At 72.8% G+C, this 24,273-nt stretch carries 23 protein-coding genes; 16 read left to right on the plus strand and 7 right to left on the minus strand.

Annotated elements, in window-relative coordinates; translation table 11 throughout:
• Positions 1 to 50 precede the first annotated feature (50 nt).
• Both ACQRUO_RS12825 and acnA read left to right on the plus strand, forming a co-directional pair.
• Complete coding sequence (locus ACQRUO_RS12825; protein WP_428315967.1) at positions 51 to 1,577, plus strand: amino acid adenylation domain-containing protein; 1,527 nt, start codon at positions 51 to 53, stop codon at positions 1,575 to 1,577.
• 70 nt (positions 1,578 to 1,647) lie between these two features.
• On the plus strand, positions 1,648 to 4,338 hold the full coding sequence (gene acnA / locus ACQRUO_RS12830) for an aconitate hydratase AcnA (protein ID WP_428315968.1): 2,691 nt from the start codon (positions 1,648 to 1,650) through the stop codon (positions 4,336 to 4,338).
• Positions 4,339 to 4,366: 28 nt separating this feature from the next.
• Here the strand turns inward: acnA and ACQRUO_RS12835 are convergent, their stop codons facing one another.
• The gene (locus tag ACQRUO_RS12835; RefSeq protein WP_428315969.1) at positions 4,367 to 4,954 is read right to left on the minus strand and encodes a hypothetical protein; all 588 of its coding nucleotides are present in this window, start codon (positions 4,952 to 4,954) and stop codon (positions 4,367 to 4,369) included.
• Positions 4,955 to 5,247: 293 nt separating this feature from the next.
• On the opposite strand from ACQRUO_RS12835, the gene hemL reads away from it, so the two are divergent.
• From hemL to ACQRUO_RS12870, 7 genes are all read left to right on the plus strand, one after another.
• A complete protein-coding gene (gene hemL, locus ACQRUO_RS12840; protein WP_428315970.1) occupies positions 5,248 to 6,582 on the plus strand; it encodes a glutamate-1-semialdehyde 2,1-aminomutase in 1,335 nt (444 codons plus the stop codon).
• Complete coding sequence (locus tag ACQRUO_RS12845) at positions 6,579 to 7,283, plus strand: histidine phosphatase family protein (RefSeq protein WP_428315971.1); 705 nt, start codon at positions 6,579 to 6,581, stop codon at positions 7,281 to 7,283. The genes hemL and ACQRUO_RS12845 overlap by 4 nt, the downstream gene beginning before the upstream one ends.
• Before the next feature lie 118 nt (positions 7,284 to 7,401).
• Positions 7,402 to 8,004 (plus strand): TlpA family protein disulfide reductase, encoded by a 603-nt coding sequence (locus ACQRUO_RS12850; protein ID WP_428315972.1) that lies wholly within the window; start codon positions 7,402 to 7,404, stop codon positions 8,002 to 8,004.
• Positions 8,004 to 8,789, plus strand: coding sequence for a cytochrome c biogenesis CcdA family protein (locus ACQRUO_RS12855; RefSeq protein WP_428315989.1), 786 nt, complete (start codon positions 8,004 to 8,006; stop codon positions 8,787 to 8,789). The genes ACQRUO_RS12850 and ACQRUO_RS12855 overlap by 1 nt, the downstream gene beginning before the upstream one ends.
• Positions 8,790 to 8,792: 3 nt before the next feature.
• The gene (resB, locus tag ACQRUO_RS12860; RefSeq protein ID WP_428315973.1) at positions 8,793 to 10,580 is read left to right on the plus strand and encodes a cytochrome c biogenesis protein ResB; all 1,788 of its coding nucleotides are present in this window, start codon (positions 8,793 to 8,795) and stop codon (positions 10,578 to 10,580) included.
• 6 nt (positions 10,581 to 10,586) lie between these two features.
• Positions 10,587 to 11,744, plus strand: a complete 1,158-nt coding sequence (gene ccsB, locus ACQRUO_RS12865) for a c-type cytochrome biogenesis protein CcsB (RefSeq protein WP_428315974.1) — start codon at positions 10,587 to 10,589, stop codon at positions 11,742 to 11,744.
• A gap of 210 nt (positions 11,745 to 11,954) precedes the next feature.
• Positions 11,955 to 12,359: a hypothetical protein gene (locus ACQRUO_RS12870; protein WP_428315975.1), complete on the plus strand. Its 405-nt coding sequence runs from the start codon at positions 11,955 to 11,957 to the stop codon at positions 12,357 to 12,359.
• Between the two features lie 130 nt (positions 12,360 to 12,489).
• Here ACQRUO_RS12870 and ACQRUO_RS12875 read toward each other — a convergent pair whose 3' ends face one another.
• From ACQRUO_RS12875 to ACQRUO_RS12885, 3 genes are all read right to left on the minus strand, one after another.
• A complete protein-coding gene (locus tag ACQRUO_RS12875; RefSeq protein WP_428315976.1) occupies positions 12,490 to 12,696 on the minus strand; it encodes an acyl-CoA carboxylase subunit epsilon in 207 nt (68 codons plus the stop codon).
• Positions 12,697 to 12,794: 98 nt separating this feature from the next.
• On the minus strand, positions 12,795 to 14,381 hold the full coding sequence (locus ACQRUO_RS12880) for an acyl-CoA carboxylase subunit beta (RefSeq protein WP_428315977.1): 1,587 nt from the start codon (positions 14,379 to 14,381) through the stop codon (positions 12,795 to 12,797).
• Positions 14,382 to 14,887: 506 nt separating this feature from the next.
• Positions 14,888 to 15,238 carry a PLDc N-terminal domain-containing protein gene (locus ACQRUO_RS12885; protein WP_428315978.1) on the minus strand — a complete coding sequence of 117 codons (351 nt, stop codon included), beginning with the start codon at positions 15,236 to 15,238 and terminating at the stop codon, positions 14,888 to 14,890.
• Positions 15,239 to 15,340: 102 nt separating this feature from the next.
• On the opposite strand from ACQRUO_RS12885, the gene ACQRUO_RS12890 reads away from it, so the two are divergent.
• From ACQRUO_RS12890 to ACQRUO_RS12900, 3 genes are all read left to right on the plus strand, one after another.
• Positions 15,341 to 16,798, plus strand: coding sequence for a menaquinone biosynthesis decarboxylase (locus ACQRUO_RS12890; RefSeq protein WP_428315979.1), 1,458 nt, complete (start codon positions 15,341 to 15,343; stop codon positions 16,796 to 16,798).
• On the plus strand, positions 16,786 to 17,706 hold the full coding sequence (gene mqnP, locus ACQRUO_RS12895) for a menaquinone biosynthesis prenyltransferase MqnP (protein WP_428315990.1): 921 nt from the start codon (positions 16,786 to 16,788) through the stop codon (positions 17,704 to 17,706). The genes ACQRUO_RS12890 and mqnP overlap by 13 nt, the downstream gene beginning before the upstream one ends.
• Before the next feature lie 91 nt (positions 17,707 to 17,797).
• Entirely contained in the window at positions 17,798 to 18,178 is a 381-nt protein-coding gene (locus ACQRUO_RS12900; RefSeq protein WP_428315980.1) for a VOC family protein, read from the plus strand.
• Positions 18,179 to 18,202: 24 nt separating this feature from the next.
• On the opposite strand, the gene ACQRUO_RS12905 is transcribed toward ACQRUO_RS12900, so the two are convergent.
• The 3 genes from ACQRUO_RS12905 to ACQRUO_RS12915 form a co-directional block, all read right to left on the minus strand.
• Positions 18,203 to 18,913, minus strand: a complete 711-nt coding sequence (locus ACQRUO_RS12905) for an MOSC domain-containing protein (RefSeq protein WP_428315981.1) — start codon at positions 18,911 to 18,913, stop codon at positions 18,203 to 18,205.
• 49 nt (positions 18,914 to 18,962) lie between these two features.
• Complete coding sequence (locus ACQRUO_RS12910; RefSeq protein WP_428315982.1) at positions 18,963 to 19,397, minus strand: PH domain-containing protein; 435 nt, start codon at positions 19,395 to 19,397, stop codon at positions 18,963 to 18,965.
• 238 nt (positions 19,398 to 19,635) lie between these two features.
• Positions 19,636 to 20,382, minus strand: a complete 747-nt coding sequence (locus ACQRUO_RS12915) for a cyclase family protein (protein WP_428315983.1) — start codon at positions 20,380 to 20,382, stop codon at positions 19,636 to 19,638.
• Between the two features lie 40 nt (positions 20,383 to 20,422).
• Between ACQRUO_RS12915 and ACQRUO_RS12920 the strand changes: the two genes are divergently transcribed.
• The 4 genes from ACQRUO_RS12920 to mqnE all read left to right on the plus strand — a co-directional run bounded on the left by ACQRUO_RS12920 (position 20,423) and on the right by mqnE (position 24,060).
• On the plus strand, positions 20,423 to 21,172 hold the full coding sequence (locus ACQRUO_RS12920) for a UbiX family flavin prenyltransferase (protein WP_428315984.1): 750 nt from the start codon (positions 20,423 to 20,425) through the stop codon (positions 21,170 to 21,172).
• A 150-nt stretch (positions 21,173 to 21,322) separates the two neighbouring features.
• Positions 21,323 to 21,778, plus strand: a complete 456-nt coding sequence (locus ACQRUO_RS12925) for an Lrp/AsnC family transcriptional regulator (protein WP_428315985.1) — start codon at positions 21,323 to 21,325, stop codon at positions 21,776 to 21,778.
• An 80-nt stretch (positions 21,779 to 21,858) separates the two neighbouring features.
• Positions 21,859 to 22,836 (plus strand): threonine ammonia-lyase, encoded by a 978-nt coding sequence (locus tag ACQRUO_RS12930; protein WP_428315986.1) that lies wholly within the window; start codon positions 21,859 to 21,861, stop codon positions 22,834 to 22,836.
• A gap of 60 nt (positions 22,837 to 22,896) precedes the next feature.
• Positions 22,897 to 24,060, plus strand: coding sequence for an aminofutalosine synthase MqnE (gene mqnE, locus ACQRUO_RS12935; protein WP_428315987.1), 1,164 nt, complete (start codon positions 22,897 to 22,899; stop codon positions 24,058 to 24,060).
• Positions 24,061 to 24,273: the final 213 nt, after the last annotated feature.

A 24,273-nucleotide genomic window follows, 5' to 3' on the forward strand; every position in this document is an offset into this window, starting at 1 on the left:
CCGCCCGCCGGCCCGGCCGCCCGAACCGATCGAAGAAGGACGGTGACGTCTTGTCAGACCCCGCCGAGCAGCCCGTCATGGACCGGCGGCTCATCCATCACGCCGTGGCCTGGCAGGCCCGGACCAGGCCGGGGGCCTGTGCGCTCGTCCATGCGGGCGAGCGGACCGGTTACGCCGAGCTGGACGCGGCGGCCGATGCCTACGCCGCCGAGTTGCAGCGGCTCGGGGTCGGGCCGGGGGACCTGGTGCCGGTGCTGGTGCGGCGCTCGCCCGAGTTGGTGGCCGTGCTGCTGGCGGTGCTCCGCTGCGGCGCCGCGTACTCGGCGCTGGACCACCGCTGGCCGGCCGAGCGGATGCTCGCGGTGACGGCGGCGCTGCGGGCCGAGCTGCTGGTGGCCGACCGGCCGCTGCCGGGCTTCGCGGGCCGCTGCTGGGGGCCACCGGCGGGTGGCCTGGCCGCGGCCGCGCGCTCGGGCGCGGTGCCGGAGCCGGTGGCCGTCGACCCGTCGTCGCCCGCCATGGTCTTCTTCACCTCCGGCACGACCGGCCGCCCCAAGGGCGTGCTCTCGCCGCACCGGGCCACCACCCGGCTGTTCGCGGGCCGGTCCTTCGCCGACTTCGGCCGCGGGCGGGTGATGACCCAGGCCGCGCCGGTGCCCTGGGACGCCTTCGCGCTGGAGCTGTGGGGCATGCTCACCACCGGTGGCACCAGCGTGATCGTCCCCGGTGACCAGCTCTTCCCGGGGGAGTTGCGCGAACTGACCGCCTCGGCCGGGGTGGACACCGTCTGGCTCACCGCCTCGCTGTTCAACCTCTTCGTGGACGAGGACCTCGACTGCTTCACCGGCCTGCGGCAGGTGATGACCGGCGGCGAGCGGCTGTCGGTGCCGCACGTGCGGGCCTTCGTCGAGCGCCACCCGCAGATCGGTCTGCTGAACGGCTACGGCCCGGTGGAGAGTTGCGTGTTCGCCACCACCCGTGCGGTCCGCCCCGCCGACTGCGACGCGCCGCACGGCATCCCGGTGGGCCGCCCGGCCCCCGGCACCGCCGTGCACCTGCTCGACGGCGAGCGGGCGGTCGAGGGCGGCACGCCCGGCGAGATCTGCCTCGCCGGGGACGGCCTGGCCCTCGGCTACCTGGACAACCCGGCGGCGACCGCCGAGAAGTTCGTCACGGTGCGGCTCGACGGGGTGCCGACCCCGCTCTACCGCACCGGCGACCTGGGCAGCCAGGACGACGGCGGCGTGCTGCACTACCTCGGCCGGGCGGACCGGCAGATCAAGATCTCCGGCTACCGGGTGGAGCCCGCCGAGATCGAGCAGGCCGCGCTCCGCCTGCCGGGCGTGCGGGAGTGCGCCGTGCTGCCCGTGCCCGATCCGAGCGGTGCCGTCGACCGGCTCGCCCTGTTCTACCGCGGGGCCGCCGGGTGCCCGCCGCCCGCGGAGCTGCAGCACGCCCTGGCCGGGGAGTTGCCGCACTACATGGTGCCGCCCACGGTGCGTCGGCTCGACGCCCTGCCGCGGAGCGCCAACGGCAAGCTCGACCAGCCGGCCCTGCTGGCCGCCCTCGAGGCCTGAGGCCTGAGGCCTGAGGCCACCCACCCTGACCCACCCGTCACCCCTGCGAACCGGAAGCGAGCCAGCGACCATGACCAGCACGCCCCAGCACCCCCGAGCCGGCCGTGCGGAGCCCGCCCACGACCTGGTCGCCGTCGCCGCGGCGGCGGGGGTGGCGCTCGACACGCTGCCGTACGTGGTGCGCGTCCTGCTGGAGAACGTCGTCCAGCTGGCCGAGGAGGGCCTGTGCGAGGCCGCCCTGCCGCCCGCGCTGGCCCGCTGGGCGGCCGCGCGCGGTGCGGCCGGCGGGGGCGACGGAACCGGCGGAGCCGGCGGTAGCGCCGGAGCCGGCGCGGCCGGCGAGTTGGCGAGCCTGCCGTTCCAGCCCGCCCGGATCGTCCTGCAGGACTACTCGGGCATCCCGGTGCTGCTGGACCTCGCGGCGCTGCGCGCGGCGGCGGCCCGGCGCGGGATCCCCGCCGAGCGGGTCAACCCGGTCGTCCCGGCCCACCTGGTGGTCGACCACACGGTGCGGGTCGACGCGGCGGGGAACGCCGCGGCCCTGCGCACCAACACGGACCTGGAGTACGCCCGCAACGGCGAGCGCTACGCCCTGCTCCGCTGGGCCGGGCAGGCCTTCCCGCAGGTGCGGATCGTGCCGCCGGGCAAGGGCATCATCCACCAGATCAACCTGGAGCGGCTGGCCCAGGTCGTGGTGCGCGCCGAGGGTCCGGACGGGCGGGTGCGGCTGCGCCCCGACACCGTGCTGGGCACCGACTCGCACACCTCGATGGTGGGCGCGCTCGGCGTGCTGGGCTGGGGGGTGGGCGGGATCGAGGCGACCTCGGTGCTGCTCGGCGAGCCGGTGCTGCTCGCCCCGCCCCGGGTGGTCGGCGTGCGGCTGACCGGCCGCCCGCGCCCCGGCACCACCGCGACCGACCTGGTGCTGACGCTCACCCAGTTCCTGCGCAGCTACGGCGTGTTGGGCGCGATCCTGGAGTTCCACGGCCCGGGCGTGGCGAGCCTGTCCGTCCAGGACCGGGCCACCGTCGCCAACATGGCGCCGGACTACGGGGCCACCACCGCGTTCTTCCCGGTCGACCGGGAGACCCTGCGCTTCCTGGCCGCCACCGGCCGCCCGGCGGAGCAGGTCGACCTGGTCGAGCGGCACTGCCGGGAGCGGGGCCTGTTCCACGAGCCCGACGCGGCCGGGCGGATCCGCTACCCGGAGGTGGCCACCTTCGACCTCGGCTCGGTGGAGCCCTGCGTCGCGGGCCCGCACCGACCCGACCAGCGGGTGCCGCTCGACGCCGTGCCCGGCTCGCTGGCGCCGCTGCTGGAGCGGCCGGTGCCGACCGGCGCCACGGGCCCGGTGGACGGCTCGGTGCTGATCGCCGCGCTGACCAGCTGCACCAACACCTCGCACCCCGAGTCGATGGTGATCGCCGGCCTGGTCGCCCGGCGGGCGGTGGAGCTCGGGCTGCGGGTGCCCGCCTGGACCAGGACCAGCCTGGCGCCGGGCAGCCGGGCCGTGCCGGAGTACCTGGAGCGGGCCGGGCTGCTGGACCCGCTGCGCCGGCTCGGCTTCGACGTGGTCGCCTTCGGCTGCACCACCTGCCACGGCAACAGCGGGCCGCTCACCCCCGAGGCCGCCCGCGCGGTGGCCGAGGACGGCGCGCTCGGCGTCGCCGTGCTGAGCGGGAACCGGAACTTCGAGGGCCGCATCCACCCGCAGATCCGGGCCGCCTACCTCGCCTCCCCGGGCCTGGTGGTCGCCTACGCGCTGGCCGGCACCGTGACCCGCGACCTGACGACGGAGCCCGTCGGCACCGCGCCGGACGGCACCGAGGTGTACCTGCGCGACCTCTGGCCCGACCCGGCGGAGGTCGCCCGCACCGTCCGCGCGGCCGTCGACCCGGGCCAGTTCGGCGCGGCCTACGCCGACCTCTTCGAGGGGGACGAGCGCTGGCGCTCGCTGGCCGCCCCCGAGGGCGAGCTGTACGCCTGGCAGGACGACTCCACCTACATCCTCGAACCGCCCTACGTCGACGCGCCGAGCGCGGGCCTGACCGGCGACGAGCTCACCGGAGCCCGGATCCTCGCGCTGCTCGGCGACAGCGTCTCCACCGACCACATCTCACCGGTCGGCGCGATCACCCCGCAGGGCGACGCGGGCCGCCTGCTCGCCGAGCTCGGCGTCCCCGAGGCGGAGTTCAACAGCTACGGCGGCCGCCGCGGCAACCACCACGTGATGCTCCGCGGCACCTTCGGCAGCCCCCGCCTGCGCAACGCCATGGCGGGCGGCGCCACGGGCCCGTGGACCGTGCACCACCCCTCCGGCGAGCTGCTCTCGATCCACGCGGCGGCCGAGGCCCACCGGGCCGCCGGCACCCCGCTGGTGGTGGTCGCGGGCCGGGAGTACGGCTGCGGCAGCGCCCGCGACTGGGCGGCCAAGGGCACCGCCCTGCTGGGGGTCCGGGCCGTGCTGGCGGAGAGCTTCGAGCGCATCCACCGGAGCAACCTGGTCGGCATGGGCGTGCTCCCGCTGCGCTTCCCGGCGGGCAGCACCGCGGCCGACCACGGCCTGGACGGCTCCGAGCAGCTCGACCTCGCCGGTCTGGCCGCGCTGCGGCCGCACGGTCCGGTCCGGGTGCTGGTCCGCCGTGCCGACGGCACCGCGCACTCCTTCACCGCCACCGCCGCGGTGGAGACCACCCGTGAGGTGGACTACCTGCGCGTCGGCGGCATCCTCCCCTTCACCATGGCCCGCCTCACGGCCTGACAGCCCGCAGCGAAGGGTTGACCGGGGCTCAGGGCCAGACCAGGCAGTACAGCTGGTGCCCCGCGTCGTGCAGCCGGTTCGCGAAGTCCTGCCACTCGTGCAGCATGGTGTAGATCACGAAGGCGTCGCGCGGGCCGCGCCGGTCGGGGACCGTGGACCAGATGAAGGCCGCCGCGCCCAGCTCGGTCTCGTCCGCCTTGCGCAGCGGTTCGACCACGGTGTGCGGGAGCTGGACCACCGCGTAGTCGGGGTGCAGCACCACCAGCTCCAGCGGGGGCACCTGGTGCAGCGGGACGCCCTCGATGCCGGTGAGGACCATCGCGCTCATGGTCTCCGGCTTGATCTTGGTGGAGAGGTGGCCGGTGGGGGAGCCACTGGTCTCCATCAGGTCGCCGAGCCGGCCGAGGGAGCCGAGCTCGCCGGCATCCAGGCCGAGGCCACCGGGGCCGAGTGCGGTGGGGACTCTGGCGGCGGTGGCGCGGTCGGGTGCACCGAAGTACTTGTACGTCACCCCCACGCGTCCTTCACCCCGCCTTCCCCTTCCCGCGCGCGCGGCCTTGCGGCCGACCCCCGTGGCCTCCTCGAAGCCGTCCTGCTCCTCGGACACTCGGACCATCCTCACCGGAATTCGCCGGAATCGACAGACCCCCGGACCTCCGGTGTCCCGCCGGAGGTCCCTTTCTACCGTTTTTGTCACCCGTTGTGCGGCTGCCGAGCGGCCGCAGCCGCTCAGCCTCGATCGGGCCGCGTCGGCTCCCGCCCGAGCCGGGGCGCGAACCGCTCCCTCTCCAGTGTGCGGGATGCCGGGCGCGCGCCCGCACACGGATCATCGTTCCAGATGATCGGGTCCGACATGCAGAGGAGAAGGACACGATTTGTTACCGGAGCCGTTTGAGAAGATGTCGTCTCGTGAGCTACCCCTATGAAGCACCCCAGTCCCAGTCGCTCTTCGAACGCGCGTCGGTCGTCACCCCAGGTGGGGTCAACTCGCCGGTGCGGGCCTTCCGCGCGGTCGGCGGCACGCCGCGCTTCATGGTCTCCGGCAGCGGCCCCTACCTGACCGACGCCGACGGCCGCGAGTACGTCGACCTGGTCTGTTCTTGGGGCCCGATGATCCTCGGCCACGCGCACCCGGCGGTGCTGGACGCGGTCCGCGAGGCGGTCGGCAAGGGCACCTCGTTCGGCACCCCCGGCCAGGGCGAGGTGGAGCTGGCCGAGGAGATCGTCGCCCGGGTGGCTCCGGTCGAGCAGGTCCGCCTGGTCTCCTCCGGCACCGAGGCCACCATGTCGGCGATCCGGCTGGCCCGCGGCTTCACCGGCCGCGCCAAGGTGATCAAGTTCGCCGGCTGCTACCACGGCCACGTGGACGCCCTGCTGGCCGCCGCCGGCTCCGGGGTGGCCACCTTCGCGCTGCCCGACACGCCCGGCGTGACGGGCGCTCAGGCCGGCGACACCATCGTGCTGCCCTACAACGACCTGGCCGCGGTCGAGGAGGCCTTCAAGCGGCACGCCGGGGAGATCGCCTGCGTGATCACCGAGGCGGCGCCCGGCAACATGGGCGTGGTGCCGCCGCTGCCCGGCTTCAACGCCGGCCTGGCCCGGCTCTGCCGGGAGAACGGCGCGCTGTTCGTCTCCGACGAGGTGATGACCGGCTTCCGGGTCTCCAAGGCGGGCTGGTACGGCCTGGAGGCGGCGCACGAGGGCTGGGCGCCCGACCTGCTCACCTTCGGCAAGGTGATGGGCGGCGGCTTCCCGGCCGCGGCCTTCGGCGGGCGCGCCGACGTGATGGCCCACCTGGCCCCGGCCGGCCCGGTCTACCAGGCCGGCACCCTGTCCGGGAACCCGATCGCCACCGCCGCCGGCCTGGCCCAGCTGCGGGCCTGCACCGACGAGGTGTACGCCAAGGTCGGCCAGGTCGCCGACACGGTCTCGGCGCTGGTCGGCGAGGCGCTGGCCAAGGAGGGCGTGGCGCACCGGGTGCAGCGGGCCGGCAGCATGTTCTCGGTCTTCTTCACCGAGGAGCCGGTCACCGACTACGCCTCGGCCAAGCGGCAGGAGGCCTTCCGCTTCACCGAGTTCTTCCACAGCCTGCTGGCCGACGGGGTCTACCTGCCGCCGTCCGCCTTCGAGTCCTGGTTCGTCTCGGCCTCGCACGACGAGCGCGCCCTGGAGCGGATCGCCGCCGCACTGCCGGCCGCTGCCAAGGCCGCCGCGCTGGCCAAGCCCGCGGAGGAGCTGCGATGAGCACCACTGCGTCGAACGGGGCCGGCCTCGAGGTCACCACCGTCCACCTGGTCCGGCACGGCGAGGTGCACAACCCCGAGGGCGTGCTCTACGGCCGGCTGCCCGACTTCCACCTCTCCGAGCTGGGCCGGCAGATGGCCGACCGGGTCGCCGAGCACCTGGCCGGCCGGGACATCACCTACGTGGTCGCCTCCCCGCTGGAGCGGGCCCAGGAGACCGCCGAGCCGACCGCCAAGTCGCACGGGCTGACGGTGGCCTCGGACGACCGGCTGATCGAGGCCGACAACGTGTTCGAGGGCAAGACCTTCGGCGTGGGCGACGGCTCGCTGCGCAACCCGCGCTACTGGAAGCACCTCACCAACCCGTTCCGCCCGTCCTGGGGCGAGCCGTACCTGGAGATCGCGGTCCGCATGATGGGCGCGCTGGCCGCCGCCCGGGACGCGGCGCGCGGGCACGAGGCGGTCGCCGTCAGCCACCAGCTGCCGGTCTGGACGGCCCGCTCGTTCGCCGAGAAGCGCCGGCTCTGGCACGACCCGCGCAAGCGGCAGTGCTCGCTGGCCTCGATCACCAGCTTCACCTACGAGGGCGACAAGCTGGTCTCGGTCGGCTACCGCGAGCCGGCCCGCGACCTGCTGCCGGCCCATCTGGTGGGCAAGGGGAAGAAGGGCGACAAGCCGGTCGGGAAAAGCTTCGGGGCCTAACTTTCCCGCGCTCTCATCCAGCGCTTAAAGGATCTTTACAAGGCCAGTTCAGCGGGGGGTCGACACGCAAAGGCCGACCCCCCTCAAGGCCCCTGAACTGCCATGCGAAACTTTTCACATGTCTGGTACGCCCCGCTTCCGCATGGCCGCACTGCTCACCGCCGCCGCAGCCGTCCTCACCGTCGCCGGATGCAGCTCCACCGGCTCCGGCGGGAGCGGCGACGCGCAGGCCGGATTCGTCACCGGCAGCAGCGGGATCGACACCGTCCCGGCGGCCGGCCGCAAGCCGGCGCCGGTGATCAGCGGCACGGACCTGGAGGGCAAGCAGGTCTCGCTCGCGGACTACTCCGGCAAGATCGTCGTGATCAACATCTGGGGCTCCTGGTGCTCGCCGTGCCGGCAGGAGGCCAAGGGCCTGGAGCAGTCGTACGAGAAGTACCAGGCGCAGGGCGTCCAGTTCCTCGGCATCAACACCCGGGACACCTCCACCACCAATGCCCGGCAGTTCGAGGTCAACCAGGGCATCACCTATCCGAGCATCTACGACCCGGACGGCACCCAGATCCTCAAGTTCCCCAAGGGATCGCTGAATCCGGAATCCATTCCGACCACGCTGGTGATCGACCGGCAGGGCCGGCTGGCCGGGCGCGCGATGAAGCCGATGTCGACCTACGACCTGGACGCCATGCTCACGCCGCTGCTGGCGGAGCAGCACTCGTGATCGGGACGCTGCCCACCGCCGTCCAGCTGGCCTTCTCGGACAACCAGACCGTGCTGAGCGGCCCGCTGCTGCTCGCCGTCCCGGTCGCCGTCGCGGCCGGGCTGGTCTCCTTCTTCTCGCCCTGCGTGCTGCCGCTGGTGCCCGGCTACCTGTCCTACGTGACGGGCTTCTCGGCCGCCGACCTGGCGGACGCCGGGGGCCGGCGGCGCGGCCGGATGCTGGCCGGCTCGCTGCTCTTCATCCTGGGCTTCACCTTCGTCTTCGTCTCGGCCGGGGCGCTCTTCGGCTACCTCGGGCAGGACCTGAAGGACCACCAGAAGGTCATCAACTACGTCCTCGGCGGCTTCACGGTGCTGATGGGCCTGGCCTTCATGGGGGTGCTGCCCGGCTTCAGCACCCGGGAGATGCGCTCGCACCGCCGCCCGGCGGTCGGGCTGCTCGGCGCCCCGCTGCTCGGCGTGGTCTTCGGGCTCGGCTGGACCCCGTGCATCGGGCCGACCATGGGCTCGCTCAACGCGCTCTCGATCAACCAGGCCAGCGCCGGTCGCGGCGCCTTCCTGATGGCGGTGTACTGCCTCGGCCTCGGCCTGCCGTTCGTGCTGGCGGCGCTCGCCTTCCGCCGGGCGCTCGGCGCCTTCGCCTTCATCAAGCGGCACTACCAGTGGGTGATGCGGATCGGCGGCGGCATGCTCGTCGTGGTCGGCGTCCTGCTGATCACCGGTGGCTGGGACTACCTGACCAACCAGCTCCAGTACGCCTTCGGCGACACTCTGATCGGAATCTGACCCGTGAGCGATACCGACCTGAAGCCCGAGACCGGGGCCACACCGGCCGACGAGGCGTCCGCCGAGCGGCTCAGCACCGCGCCGGTCGAGTCCGACGGGCCGACCGGCATAGGAGTCCTCGGCTGGCTGCGCTGGACCTGGCGGCAGCTGACCTCGATGCGGGTCGCGCTGATCCTGCTCTTCCTGCTCTCGCTCGCCGCGATCCCGGGCTCGCTGATCCCGCAGACCGCGGAGAACGCCTTCCAGGTGCAGACCTGGCAGGCCGCGCACAAGGGCCTGACCCCGATCTACCAGAAGCTCCAGCTGTTCGACGTCTACAGCTCGGTCTGGTTCTCCTCGATCTACATCCTGCTCTTCGTCTCGCTGGCCGGCTGCATCGTCCCGCGCACCTGGCAGTTCGTCGGGGTGCTGCGGGCCAAGCCGCCGGTGGCGCCGGCCAACCTGACCCGGATGCCGGTCTACGCGGCCTGGCACACCGACGTCGACCCGGCCACCGCGGTCGCGGCCGCCGAGCGGCAGCTGCGCCGCCGGCGCTTCCGGGCGCACGGCTCGGCGGGCGGCAAGGGCGGGGCCTCGGTGGCGGCCGAGAAGGGCTACCTGCGCGAGGTCGGCAACCTGCTCTTCCACCTCTCGCTCTTCGCCCTGCTGGCCGGCTTCGCCTGGGCCAGCCTGGCCAGCGGCACCGGCGGCAAGCTGGTCGTCGAGGGGGACGGGTACACCAACACCCTGACCCAGATGGACGACTTCAACGGCTCGCGGTTCTACGGCCCCGGTGACCTGGACGCGTTCGGCTTCCACCTGGACGGCTTCGACGCGACCTACCAGCTGACCGGTGACCAGATGGGCCAGCCGCGCACCTTCGACGCCAAGGTGCACTACTGGACCGGCTCCGACCCGAGCAGGAGCAGGACCGGCAACATCTCGGTCAACAACCCGCTGGAGATCGGCGGCAGCAAGGTCTTCCTGATCGGCCACGGCTTCGCGCCGGTGATCACGGTCAAGGACGGGTCCGGCAAGGTCGTCTACCACGACGCGGTCCCCTTCCTGCCGCAGGACGCCAACCTGACCTCGACCGGTGTGATCAAGGTCGGTGACTACGGTCAGAAGGACGGCAAGAAGGTGCAGCTCGGTTTCTCCGGGTTCTTCCTGCCGACCGCGCCGGACGCCTTCGACGCCAACACCGGCCCGCGCTCGCTCTTCCCGGGCGACGCCAACCCGGCGCTGGTGCTCACCGCCTACGAGGGCGACCTGGGCACCGACTCCGGCGTGCCGCAGAACGTCTACCAGCTGGACCTGAGCCACCTGACCCAGCTGACCCAGGACGACCAGCCGGCCCGCGCCAAGCTGGTGCCGGGCCAGGGCTGGACCCTGCCGGACGGCTACGGCTCGATCAGCTTCGACGGCTACAAGCAGTGGGCCAGCTTCAGCATCTCGCACCGCCCCGGCAACTACGTCGCGCTGACCGGCGCGGTGCTGGCGATCGCCGGCCTGATCGGCTCGCTGCTGGTGCAGCGCCGCCGGATCTGGGTGCGCGCGGTCGCCACCCCGGACGGCCGGACCCTGGTCGAGCTGGCCGGTCTGGCCCGCAGCGAGTCGGCGAAGATCGCCGAGGAACTGGCCGACCTGGCGGTCGACCTGCAGGACGACGCCCCGGCGCTGGACGACGCGGAGGCCCCCGTCGAGGAGGCCCCCGCCGCGGACCCAGCCGCCGAGGAACCGGCCGCCGCGGACGCAGCCGCCGAGGAAGCCGCAACCGATGCCACCCCCGCCGCCCCGGAAACCAAGGAGTAGAGAACGGTGACGCACCTCGCCATCGGGGTCAATGCCCAGCTCGCGGGCATCTCCGACAAACTGATCTACTCGGCCATGTTCGTCTACGCGCTGGCCATGTTCGCCCACATGTTCGAGTGGACCTTCGGCAGCAAGGGCGCGGTCGCCCGCCGCTCGGTGGAGCAGGCCTCGCTGGGCGAGGCCGCCGCCGCGGCCTCCGCCGCCGGGCAGGCCCAGGCGGCCCGGGCCGCCAAGAAGGTGACCGTCACGGTCGCCACCGGCGAGGGCGGCACCACCACGCTGACCCGCACCGCGCTGGCCGGCGAGGGCAACATCGTGGTCACCAGCGGCCGCGGCGAGGAGCAGCAGGTCGACGGCCTGGGTGCGGCCGGCACTAGCGAGAAGGGCGACCTGGCGGGCCGGATCGCGATCTCGCTCACCGTGGTCGGCTTCCTGGCCAACGCGGGCGGGGTGCTCTTCCGCGGCATGGCCACGGACCGGTTCCCGTGGGGGAACATGTACGAGTTCTCCTGCGCCTTCGGCGTCACCATGATCGGCACCTACCTGGTGCTGATGGCGCTCGGCAAGCCGGTCCGCTGGATGGGCCTGCCCGCGGTGGTGGCCGCCTGCCTGACCCTGGGCCTGGCCACCAGCGTGCTGTACACCGCCGACGAGCAGCTGGTGCCGGCGCTGCACTCCTACTGGCTGGGCATCCACGTCACCTGCGCGATCATCTGCGGCGGTGCGTTCTACGCGGCCTTCGCCTCCACCGCGCTCTACCTGGGCCGCGAGGCCTACGACCAGCGCAAGGCGGCCGGCCTGCCCGGCGGCCCGTTCCGGACCGCGGCCTCGGTCTGGGAGCGGCTGCCCGCCACCGCGACCCTGGACAAGCTCTCCTACCGGATCAACGCCCTGGTCTTCCCGCTCTGGACCTTCACCATCATCGCGGGCGCGATCTGGGCCGAGGCGGCCTGGGGCAAGTACTGGGAGTGGGACCCGAAGGAGACCTGGTCCTTCATCACCTGGGTGGTCTACGCGGCCTACCTGCACGCCCGGGCCACCGCCGGCTGGCGCGGCCGCAAGGCGGGGTACCTGGCGCTGCTGGCCTTCGCCTGCTTCCTGTTCAACTACTACGGCGTCAACATCTTCATCACCGGCAAGCACTCGTACGCCGGCGTGGGCTGACCGGCCCCGCAGTCGGGGCGCCCTCGCTCGAGGGCGCCCCAGGAGCCCTGCCCCGCAGCAGAACTGATCGCGAGTCAGTCGAGACAAGTGGCGGACGGGGTGTCATGACCGGTACTGCTGGGCAGTGTCAGAACGGACGACCCGCTGTGACAAAGTAGGACGTACCGGTACCAAAAGAACCGGGCGTCCCGATGGCGAGGAGAGCGCGAGATGGACAGCGAGGAGCTCATGCTGACGGTCCGCATCACCGTCGCGGAGCGTGCGCTGCTGCGGCGCCTCGCCCAGGGGCACCGCAGCGACCTCTCCGAGGTGGTGGCCGACGGGCTGCTCGACGTCCTGCCGACGCTGCACGACACCGCCCGCGCCTACCGGCTGCTGGCGGCGCTGGCCGAACCCGCGCCGTGCGCGCTGACCGTCTGGCTGCCCGCGCCGCTGGCCGACCTGCTGGTGCCCGCGGCGGAGCGGGTGGCCCGGGCCACCGGGGTGCGGTTGGGCTCCGGCTGCGCGATGCTCGGGGCCGCGCTGCGGCTCTGGCTGGCCCAGGACCCGCAGCTGCTGGCCGACCACCTGAGCGTGATGCACGCGGGCCGCTCCTCGGCCCTGGTGGCCGCCTGACCCTCCGGCGCCCGACCCTCCGGCGGCGGACCCTCTGGCGCCCGGCCATCCGGCCGCGGCCGGGAACGCCCGAGCACCCGCGCCGGGACGGCGACGGGTGCTCGGTTGCGGTGCTGCGGGGGGCTGCCGGTCAGGCCGCCCACTGCCAGCTGACCGGCGAGTAGTAGACGGGCCGGCGCTCGGGGCGCTGCCAGTTGGTGATCTCCCGCACCACCGCGACGGCGGGCTGCTGGGCGGCCGCGGCGCGGGCGGTGAGCACCGCGGTGAGGGCGGCGAGCTCCTCGTCGCTGAGGGTGCCGCGGGTGATCTTGATGAGCGGTTCGGCGGAAGCGGTCATGTCGGGTTCTCCCCCGGGAAGCTTCAGGTGGGTGGTTCGTCGTCGGGCGGTGCGCGCCGTCGGGTCGTGGCCGTCGGCGGCGCGCGGCCGCGCGGTGGTCACTGGGGCGGGTTGCCGTGCTTGCGGGAGGGCAGGTCGGCGTGCTTGGTGCGGAGCATGGCCAGGGCGTGGGCGAGCACCGTGCGGGTCTCGGCGGGGTCGATGACGTCGTCGACGAGCCCGCGTTCGGCCGCGTAGTACGGGTGCATCAGCTCGCTCTTGTACTCCTTGATCTTCTGGGCCCGCATCGCCTCGGGGTCCTCGGCGCCGTTGATGTCGCGGCGGAAGATCACGTTGGCGGCACCCTCGGCGCCCATCACGGCGATCTCGTTGGTGGGCCAGGCGTAGGAGAGGTCGGCGCCGATCGAGCGGGAGTCCATCACGATGTAGGCGCCGCCGTAGGCCTTGCGCAGGATCAGCGAGATCCGCGGCACGGTGGCGTTGCAGTAGGCGTACAGCAGCTTGGCGCCGTGGCGGATGATGCCGTCGTGCTCCTGGTCGACGCCGGGCAGGAAGCCGGGCACGTCCAGCAGGGTGACCAGCGGGATGTTGAAGGCGTCGCACATCTGCACGAAACGCGCCGCCTTCTCCGAGGCGTTGATGTCCAGCACGCCGGCCAGCGACTGCGGCTGGTTGGCGATGATGCCCACCAGGTGACCGTCGATCCGGGCCAGCGCCACCAGCACGTTGGTCGCCCAGCGCTCGTGGATCTCCAGGTACTCGCCGTGGTCGACGACCTCCTCGATCACCTTGCGCATGTCGTAGGGCCGGTTGCCGTCGGCCGGCACCAGGTCCAGCAGCGCCTCGCAGGAACGCTCGACGGGGTCGTCGTTGGGCACCGAGGGCGGCATCTCCCGGTTGTTCTGCGGCAGCAGCGACAGCAGGTAGCGCACCTCCTCGATGCACGACTGCTCGTCGTCGTAGGCGAAGTGCGCCACACCCGAGACACCGGCGTGCACGTCGGCGCCGCCCAGGCCGTTCTGGCTGATCTCCTCGCCGGTCACCGCCTTGACCACGTCCGGGCCGGTGATGAACATCTGCGAGGTCTCGCGGACCATGAAGACGAAGTCCGTCAGCGCCGGCGAGTAGGCGGCGCCACCGGCACAGGGGCCGAGCATCACCGAGATCTGCGGGATCACCCCGGAGGCCTTGGTGTTGCGCTGGAAGATGCCGCCGTAACCGGCCAGCGCGGTGACACCCTCCTGGATCCGGGCCCCGGCGCCGTCGTTCAGCGAGACCAGCGGCGCACCGGCCGAGATGGCCATGTCCATGATCTTGTGGATCTTCTGCGCGTGCGCCTCACCCAGCGCGCCACCGAAGATCCGGAAGTCGTGCGCGTAGACGAAGACGGTGCGCCCGTGCACGGTGCCCCAGCCGGTGACCACACCGTCGGTGTGCGGCTTCTTCGCCTCCAGGCCGAAGCCCTGGGCGCGGTGCCGGCGCAGCTGCTCCACCTCGTGGAACGAGCCCTCGTCCAGCAGCAGGTCGATCCGCTCACGGACCGTCAGCTTGCCCTTGGCGTGCTGCGCCTCGGTCGCCTTGTCGCTCGGGCCGCGGCGGACCTGCTCGCGCAGCTCCCGCAGCTCGGCGACCCGGCCCCGCGTGTCCGCGGGTTCCCCGGCAGCGGCCTCCTGCAACACCGTCATCTCGAACTCCCAAGGTCTGAGCGAGCGAGCAGTCGGTGTCGAGTGCGGGCTCCGGCTGCGATTTCCTGCTTCCCCTACGACATTACGAGGCCGGAGCACTTGGTTTCGGCGTTGATTCCGTACAAGGTCCGACGGGTTTACCTGTCGAGGCTCAACAGAAAATCGACCGGGGGTGGAATGGGGGCCGCCGGCCCCACCCGTCGCGCAGGTCGCACCGGCTGTTGCCGGGCGACCGCCGGGCGGGCCCGGATCGAACCGGAGACTTCCCAGCTCAGAGCCGGTGTTCCGGGGATCTTCCGAGGTCCGGCCGGGGCCGTTTCGCGGTGGCGGCGCGGTCGCATTCTTGCAGCGAGCCATACCACCGCAATGGTAGGGATGCGCCAAAACCTATAGCGAGTCGATCACCTGGTCCGGCCCAGGCACGGGCCAGGCACGGGACCAGCGCGGGCCAGCCGCGGGCCAAGGCGGACGACCGGCGCCGGCCAAGGACCGCGACCGGCGCGGGTTCAGGAAGTGCCGCCCTCGCGGCGGCGGCGCTCGTTCTCCCGGCCGAGCGCGGCCAGGAACTCCGGGTTGTCGTCCGGCGCCACGAACCGGGCGGGCGTCGGCTCGGGCGCGCGGTCGGCCCGGGCGGCGCGGGCGGCGCGGTCGGCGCGGGCGGCGGTCCGGGCGAAGCGGCGCTTGCCGACCAGCAGCCAGGCGACCGGGCCGGCCAGCACCTCACCGGTGAAGAGGATGAGCAGCAGCCAGATCACCTTGGGCAGGTACCGGACCTCGTCGTCGGGCGTGGTCAGGCAGTCGACGAAGGCCCAGATCCAGAGCATCAGGACGACCAGGAACAGCGCGACATCCCACATGCGGGAACTCCCCCCAGGCCGGGCGGCGGCCGGGCCGCGCCGAGCGGACTGGGCGGGCCCTGATGACCTGGCCAGGCTAGCGGGTAGCCGATACTGGCAGGCATGGCATACGACGATCTCCGCTCGTTTCTCCGGGCACTCGACCGCGAAGGCGAACTGAAGCGCATCAAGGTCGAGGTCGACCCGTACCTGGAGATCGGCGAGATCGTCGACCGGGTGCAGAAGGCCAAGGGGCCGGCGCTGCTCTTCGAGAACGTCAAGGGCAGCACGATGCCGCTGGCCATGAACGTGTTCGGCACCGAGGCGCGGCTCGCCAAGGCGCTCGGCCTCAAGTCGCCGGACGACATCGCGGAGAAGATCGCCGGCCTGCTCAAGCCCGAACTGCCGCACGGCTTCACCGGAGTGCGCGACGCCTTCGGCAAGCTGGCCTCGATGACGCATGTACCGCCCCGCAAGGTGAAGCCGACCGAGGCTCCGGTGCAGGAGGTGGTGCTGACCGGCGACCAGGTCGACCTGGACGCGCTGCCCGCCCTCTTCACCTGGCCGCAGGACGGCGGCTCCTTCTTCAACCTGGGCCTCACCCACACCAAGGATCCCGAGACCGGCGTGCGCAACCTGGGGCTCTACCGCCTCCAGCGGCACGACAAGCGGACCATCGGGATGCACTGGCAGATCCACAAGGACAGCCGCAACCACGCCGCGGTGGCCGCCCGCCGCGGCGAACGGCTGCCGGTCGCCATCGCCTTCGGCTGCCCGCCGGTGGTCACCTACGCCGCCACCGCCCCGCTGCCCGGCGACATCGACGAGTACCTGTTCGCCGGTTTCGTGGCCGGCGAGCGGGTCCGGATGGTCGACTGCAAGACCGTCCCGCTCCAGGTGCCGGCCGACGCCGAGGTGGTGGTGGAGGGCTGGCTGGAGCCCGACCAGCTGCTGCCCGAGGGCCCGTTCGGCGACCACACCGGCTTCTACACCCCGCAGGAGCTCTTCCCGGCGCTCACCGTCGACTGCCTGACGATGCGTCGGCGTCCGCTGCTGCAGTCGATCGTGGTCGGCCGCCCGCCGACCGAGGACGGCCCGCTCGGCAAGTTCACCGAGCGGTTCTTCCTGCCGCTGCTCAAGGTGGTGGTCCCGGACATCGTCGACTACGACCTGCCCGAGGCCGGCGGCTTCCACAACTGCGTGATCGTCTCGATCGACAAGAAGTACCCCAAGCACGCCCAGAAGGTGATGCACGCCATCTGGGGCGCCCACATGATGTCGCTGACCAAGCTGATCGTCGTGGTGGACGCCGACTGCGACGTGCACGACTACCAGGAGGTCGCCTGGCGCGCCCTGGGCAACGTGGACTACAGCCGCGACCTGAGCGTGGTCGAGGGGCCGGTGGACCACCTGGACCACGCCTCGTACCAGAAGTTCTGGGGCGGCAAGGCGGGCATCGACGCGACCCGTAAGCTCCCGGAGGAGGGCTACACCCGCGACGGAGGGTGGCCCGAGATGGTCACCTCGGACCCGGCCACCGCCGAACGGGTGACGAAGCGCTGGAAGGAATACGGGCTGTGAGCACCACTGCCGACCTGTTCGAGGCACCGCCCCCGAACAAGATCAGGGCCTTCCTGCGCCTGGTCATGATCGAGCACTCGGTCTTCGCCCTGCCCTTCGCCTACATCGCCACCCTCACCGCGATGTTCCTGGCCGACAAGCGGGTGCACTGGGGCCAGCTGCTGATCGTCACCGTCGCCATGGTGAGCATGCGCACCTTCGCGATGGCGGCGAACCGGATCATCGACCGGGAGATCGACGCCCGCAACCCGCGCACCGCCGGCCGCGAGCTGGTGACCGGCGCGGTCTCGGTGCGCACCGCCTACACCGGCTCGGCGGTGGCGCTGCTGGTCTTCCTGGGCGCCGCCGCGCTGCTCAACCCGCTCTGCCTGTGGCTCGCCCCGGTCGCCGTGGTGCCGATGGTGGTCTACCCCTACGGCAAGCGGTTCACCGACTTCCCGCAGGCGATCCTCGGCCTGGCGCAGGCGGTGGGGCCGATCGGCGCCTGGCTCGCGGTGACCGGCAGCTGGTCCTGGGAGGCCGTGGTGCTGGGGCTGGCGGTCGGCGTCTGGATCGGCGGCTTCGACCTGATCTACGCCTGCCAGGACATCGAGACCGACCGGGCCGAGGGCGTGCGCTCGGTGCCGGCCCGGTTCGGCCAGGCGGGGGCGCTGTACGGCGCCCGCGGCTGCCACCTGGTGACCAGCGCCCTGCTCGGCTGGTACGGCGTGCTGACCCACGCCGGCCCGGCCTTCTTCGTGGGCCTGGCCGTGGTGGTGGTGGCCTTCCTGTACGAGCACAGCATCGTCCGCCCCGGCGACATCTCGCGGCTCAACCGGGCCTTCTTCACCATCAACGGGTTCGTCGGGATCTCGCTCTTCGGCTTCGCGCTGCTCGACCTGATCCTGCGCGGCCTGCACTTCAGCTGACTGGAAGGCCGAAGCTGACTGGAATGCCGAGCGGCCGCCGGGCCGGTGCGGCATGATCGCCGGTGACGGCTTCCGGCCGAAGGAGACGGCGATGCTCGGCACCCTGCAGTGCGTGGTCCTGGACTGCCACTACCCGGCGGCCCTGGCCCGGTTCTACCAGGTCCTGTTCGGCGGCGAGGTGGACCGGCCCGACCCGCGCTGGTCGCTGGACGAGGAGTGGTCCACCCTGCACACGCCGGGCGGGCTGGTGCTCGGCTTCCAGCGGGTGGCGGACTTCCACCCGCCGCAGTGGCCGGACCCGCTGCACCCGCAGCAGCTCCACCTGGACGTCGAGGTGGCGGACCTGGCGGCCGCCGAGCGCGAGGTCACCGAGCACGGCGCGGCCCTGCTGCAGCGTGCCGAGGGCTGGGCGGTCTACGCGGACCCGGCCGGCCACCCGTTCTGCCTGGTGCCGCCCCACGCGCCGGCCTGAGCCGGGGGCCGGCAGGCCCCGCGGTCAGTGCAGCCGCAGCCGGTCGCCGACCCGCAGCAGCCCGGGGGCGTGCACGGTGGCCAGCGCGTCCAGCCGGCTCTGGTGCGCCCGGGTCAGCACCCGCAGGATCTCCGGGGCGCGCGGCAGCCCGGGCTGGGCCGCGGTGGCCATCGCGCAGCGCTCGCTGGAGCGGACGAAGGCCAGCCGGACGCCCGACCTCAGCTCGCCCTCGTGGCCGAACCACTGGTCCTCGACGAACGGCGGGGTGCCCGGCGGGGTGCGCAGCAGGATGTTGGGGCGGAACCGGCGCTCGTCCACCAGCGCGTTCGGTGCCGCCTCGCGGACCCAGTCCAGGGTGGCGGTGGTCAGCAGGCTCACCGGGAGCTGGTCGAAGTGCGAGACGCCGTCCTCGCGGGCCAGCCGGACGTCGGCGCGCTGCAGGTAGGCCTGGAGGAAGGCGTCGGGGTCGGTGACGGTGTGGCCCAGCGGGTCGAGCAGCTCGGGGCCGTCGAGCCGGTGCCCGAGCCGCGAGCCGAGCCGCAGCAGCCCGTCCATCCGCCGGAAGCGCCGGGTGTTCTTGCCCGAGCCGAGCTTGCCGTCGGCGTCCCGGACCGCGTAGAGCCGGTCGCCGGCCAGGCCGCGATCGTCCACGGCGACCTCCAGCAGGCGCTCGCCGGCGGTGGATTTCACGGGGTAGCGCCAGAGCCGCTCGACCACACCGACGATCTCTGCCATGGCCGGTCAGCCTAACCGGGTCGGCAAGGCTTGGTCTAGACCTATGGCCTCAGCGGCGGCGGCCGTGCCGGCGCTTGCGGTAGCCGAGCACCCGGTCGCGCTCGGCGTCGAAGTCGGGGTTGGGGGAGAGCGCGGTGTGGGCCGGGGCCGGCAGCACGAAGGTGTGCCCGCCGGACAGCTCGACCCGCATCATCCGGCTGCCGCTGCGCTGCTCCTCGCGGATCTCCGCGACCTCGTCCCAGCGGTAGCGCCGCTTGCCGGTGACGAAGCGCCGGACCTCGATGCCGGTCGGGCTCAGCACAGTGCGGCTGCGGGCGGCGGAGAGGGCCAGCGGGCCGAAGACCACCACCACGCCCAGGACCAGGGCGGCCACGTTGCGGGTGGTCAGGTAGGCGCCGCCGCACATCACCGCGACCAGGGCCGCCAGCCGCAGCAGGTAGGCCCGGAGCTGGCGACCCGAGGGGCTGATAATCACGTTTTCCACGCGCGGACAGTACCTGGTGACCAGCCTTGATCGCTCTGTGGCCTTGCTCGCAGCGGCCCCGCCGGGCCGGCACGGCCAGGGCGTGTCTTTCGGATCACGTCGGATCAGCGGGCGGCGTTGGGGTGCGTGCATCGGCGGCGCCGAGGAAGAAGTCCATGCGGAGCATCGGCGACTGACGAGAAGCCGTCGAGGTGCGTGCCCCGGCGGCGACCGCCCGGCGTGATCCGAAAGACACGCCCTAGCCCACCCGGGCCACCGCCCGCACCGGCGCACCGTCGGCGGCCGCCAGCCGCAGCGGGAAGAGGCTCACCTCGACCGGCTTCTCCCGGGCCTGCGCCTCCAGCAGCGCGGTCAGGTCGGTCAGGTTCTCCGCGATCACCCCGCCGCCCGGCGCACCGAGCAGGATCCGGTGCGCGGCCAGCTCCGGCGCCGCGGCGGCCGGCTCGCCGTCGTGCTCGTCGCTCAGGTCGGCCAGCAGCACCGCCACCGCCGGGTCGCCCGGCCCCGGGTCCGGGGTTGGGTCCACGCTCAGCGCGTCCACCCCGACCGTGCGCACCCCGGCCTCGACGATCGCCGCCGCCGCCTCCGGGGTCAGGTAGGGGTGGGCCAGGTACCGGTCGGTGCCCCAGAACCGGGGCCAGCCGGTGGCCAGCAGCAGCACCGCACCGGGGGTCACCCGGGCCAGCGCGGGCGCCAGCCGGTCCGGGGTGACGGCGCTGCGGGCGGGCAGCGCGCGCAGGTCGGCGACCACGGCCGGGCCGGTGAAGCGCTCCAGTGGCAGCCCGTCCAGGGTGGGCCAGGTGACGTCCACGTGGTAGGGCGCGTCCACGTGGGTGCCGGACTGCGAGCCGAGGTGCACCGCCAGCAGGTTGACCCCGGCGGTGTCGGTGGTCAGCGCGGGGCGCAGCACCACCTCCGGATCGCCGGGGTAGACGGGCATGCCGGTGGTGACCTGGTGGGTGAGGTCGAGCAGGATCGGCGCCATGCCGCCATCCTCCCGCGTCGCACCACCTAGGGTGCGGGGTATGGGCAACGCAGCGGTGAACAGCGTCGGGTCGGCCGGGAGTGGGTCGGCCGGGAGCGGCGCGGACGGGAGCGGGTCGGCGGGGGCCGGGGTGCGGCGGCCGTGGGTGCTCGGGGTCACCGGTGCCTCCGGGACGCCGTACCCGGCGGCGGTGCTGCGGGCGCTGCTCGCCGCGGGGGAGGCGGTGGACCTGGTGGTCAGCCGGGCGGCCCGGCTGACCATCCTGGACGAGACCGGCATCTCGTTCCGGGACGCGCAGTGGCAGGCCGACCTGGCCGCCTGGCTGGGCCGGGACGAGCCGTTCGACGAGGCGCTGCTGGCCGGCGTCCGGTACTGGACCGCGGGCGACTTCGCGGCCGGCCCGTCCAGCGGCTCCTACCCGGCCAAGGGGATGCTGGTGGTGCCCGCGACCACCGGCGCGGTGGCCGGGATCGCGCTCGGGCTGAGCAAGGACCTGGTCCAGCGGGCGGCCGCGGTCACCCTCAAGGAGCGCCGTCCGCTGGTGGTCTGCCTGCGCGAGACACCGCTCGACGGAGTGACGTTGCGTCAACTGGTCGAGCTGGACGCGGCCGGCGCCGTGGTGCTGCCCGCGTCGCCCGGTTTCTACGCCGGCGGGTCCACGGCCAGGGAGTTGGTGGACTTCGTGGCGGGTCGGGTGCTGGACGCGATCGGCGTGCCGCACGGGCTCTACCGCCGCTGGGCGGGCGAGCTGGGGGCGGCCCGAGCGGCGGCAGTTGCCGAGGGGGCGTGAGACGGAGCGCTCCGGGAGAGTATCTTCTCTGCGATATCTGGCAGCCGACATCTGACGTCTGCGAAATCCGGGTTGCGCGCGCCGCGTGACCTTGGAACTGCGGATAATGCTCTCGGGGTCTGGCTCGGTTCGGAAGGACGCGGACGGTACATGGACACGGTGGACAGACAGCTCATCCAGGCGCTGCGGGAGAACGGCCGCGCTTCGTACGCCGAGTTGGGCCGTCTGGTGGGCCTGTCCGGCCCGAGCGTCACGGACCGGATCAACCGGTTGGAGCAGGCCGGGGTGATCACCGGCTACCGCGCCACCGTCAATCCGGCCTCGCTCGGGTTCGGCGTCACCGCCCTGATCGGCCTTCAGCTCACCGACGCCGCCGACCACGAGGACGTGGCACGCCGGCTGAAGGACCTCGGTGAGGTCGAGGACTGCTGGTTCATCGCGGGCGACGACTCGTACATGCTCAAGGTGCGGGTCTCCGACGTGGAGGGCCTGGAGTCGGTGGTCAAGCGGCTCTCCGGGACCAAGGGCGTGGCCCGGACCCGGACCACGGTGGTGCTCTCCACCAAGTGGGAGAACCGGGTGAGCGAGCTGCCGCTGCAGGACTGAGCGGCGGCGCCCAGGGAGCGGCGCGGGGCAGTGGCGCGGGTCGGCGGAGCGGGTCCGGGACGAGATCGGCGGGAGTGACGATGGCACTGGTCGGACTGGAAGAGCTGCGGGCCGCGCAGCGCCGGATAGCCGGAGTGGCGGTGCGCACCCCGCTGCTCCCGGCCCCCTGGGCCGAGGACGGCCACCGCCGGCTCTGGCTGAAACCGGAGAACCTGCAGCCGACCGGCGCCTTCAAGATCCGCGGCGCCTACAACCGGCTGGCCCAGCTCACCGCGGCCGAGCGGGCCCGCGGCGTGGTCGCCCAGTCCAGCGGCAACCACGCCCAGGCGGTCGCCTACGCGGCCCGGCAGCTCGGCATCACCGCGGTGATCGTGATGCCGGACGGCTCGCCCGAGGTCAAGGTGGCCGCCACCCGCTCCTACGGCGCCGAGGTGCTGCTGGTGCCGGCCGCGGAGCGGGACACCCGGCCCGCCGAGCTGGTCGAGGAGCACGGCTACGTCTGGGTGCCGCCGTACGACGACCCGGACATCATCGCCGGCCAGGGCACCGTGGGCCTGGAGATCGGCGAGGACGCCCCGGACGAGCTGGACACCGTGCTGGTCCCGGTCAGCGGCGGCGGCCTGATCGGCGGCACCGCGGCGGCGCTCAAGCTGACCACGCCGGGGGTGCGGGTGATCGGCGTCGAGCCGGAGCTCGCGGCCGACGCGCGGGAGAGCCTGCGGGCCGGCGAGCTGCGGCCCTGGACGACCCAGGAGCGCTACCGGACCCTCGCGGACGGGCTGCGCAGCCCGGTCGGCGTGCTGAACTTCGCCCACCTGCAGGCCTACGTGGACGACATCGTCACGGTCACCGAGGCGGAGATCCGGGACACCGTGGCGGTGCTGGCCCGGCGCGGCCGGCTGGTCGCCGAGCCGTCCGGCGCCGTGGCCACCGCCGCCTACCTGCACCGGGCCGAGGAGCTGCGCGGGCCCGGTGAGCTGCGCGGTCGTTGCTTCGCCGCCGTGGTCAGCGGCGGCAACCTCGACCCCAAGCTGCTGTCCGAGCTGCTGACCGCATAGGCGTAGTCTCGTTCGCGGCGCACAGCCATCGGATCGAAGACGTGGGAGGCGGTTCACCGCATGGACGCAGGGCTGAAGCGGGAGCTGGAGGCGAAGGTCTACGCGGGGGAGCGGCTCACCCGCGAGGACGGCATCGCGCTCTACGAGAGCGACGACCTGGCCTGGCTGGGCGGTCTGGCGCACCACGTGCGGACGGTGAAGAACGGTGACGTGGTCCACTTCAACGTCAACCGCCACCTCAACATGACCAACGTCTGCGCCGCCTCCTGCGCCTACTGCTCGTTCCAGCGCAAGCCGGGCGAGAAGGACGCCTACACGATGCGGATCGAGGAGGCGGTGCGGCTGGCCAAGGCGATGGAGTCGGACTCGCTCACCGAGCTGCACATCGTCAACGGCCTGCACCCGACCCTGCCCTGGCGCTACTACCCGCGCTCGCTGCGGGAGCTGAAGGCGGCGCTGCCGAACGTCTCGCTGAAGGCCTTCACCGCCACCGAGATCCACTGGTTCGAGAAGATCAGCGGGCTGAGCGCGAGCGAGATCCTGGACGAGCTGATCGACGCCGGGCTGGAGTCGCTGACCGGCGGCGGCGCGGAGATCTTCGACTGGGAGGTCCGCCAGCACATCGTCGACCACGAGACCCACTGGGAGGACTGGTCGCGGATCCACCGCCTGGCGCACGAGAAGGGTCTGAAGACCCCGTGCACCATGCTCTACGGCCACATCGAGGAGCCCCGCCACCGGGTCGACCACGTGCTGCGGCTGCGCGAGCTGCAGGACGAGACCGGCGGCTTCCAGGTCTTCATCCCGCTGCGCTACCAGCACGACTTCCACGACTCCAAGGACGGCGTGGTCCGCAACCGCCTGATGGCGCGCACCGAGATGGCCACCGGCGCCGAGGCGCTGAAGACCTTCGCGGTGTCCCGGCTGCTCTTCGACAACGTCCCGCACGTCAAGGTCTTCTGGGTGATGCACGGCGTCACCACCGCGCAGCTGGCGCTCAGCCACGGCGCGGACGACATGGACGGCTCGGTGGTCGAGTACAAGATCACCCACGATGCGGACAACTTCGGCACCCCGAACAAGCTCGGCCGCGACGACCTGCTCGGGCTGATCCGGGACGCCGGTTTCCGGCCGGTCGAGCGCAACACCCGCTACGAGATCATCCGCGAGTACGAGGGCCCGGACCCGCTGCGCCGGGAGACCCCGCAGGCGATGCGCCTCTGACCCGACCGCCGCGGGCCACGCCACGGGTCCCGCACCGGGCCTGACGCCTCTTCATGAGGATTTATGGTGGCCCGGGTTTACCGTCCGTGGTCGAATTTGGCAGGATCGATCGCATGTCCGGATCCCATCGCGCCGCCGCCCGAACCAAGCCGGCGGGTCCGCCCGCCGCGCCGCCGGGGGCCGGGCGCGCCGCGCCGGCCGGCCGGGCCCAGG

This window comes from Kitasatospora sp. LaBMicrA B282, assembly GCF_050325825.1.
In the GTDB taxonomy this organism is placed as follows: domain Bacteria; phylum Actinomycetota; class Actinomycetes; order Streptomycetales; family Streptomycetaceae; genus Kitasatospora.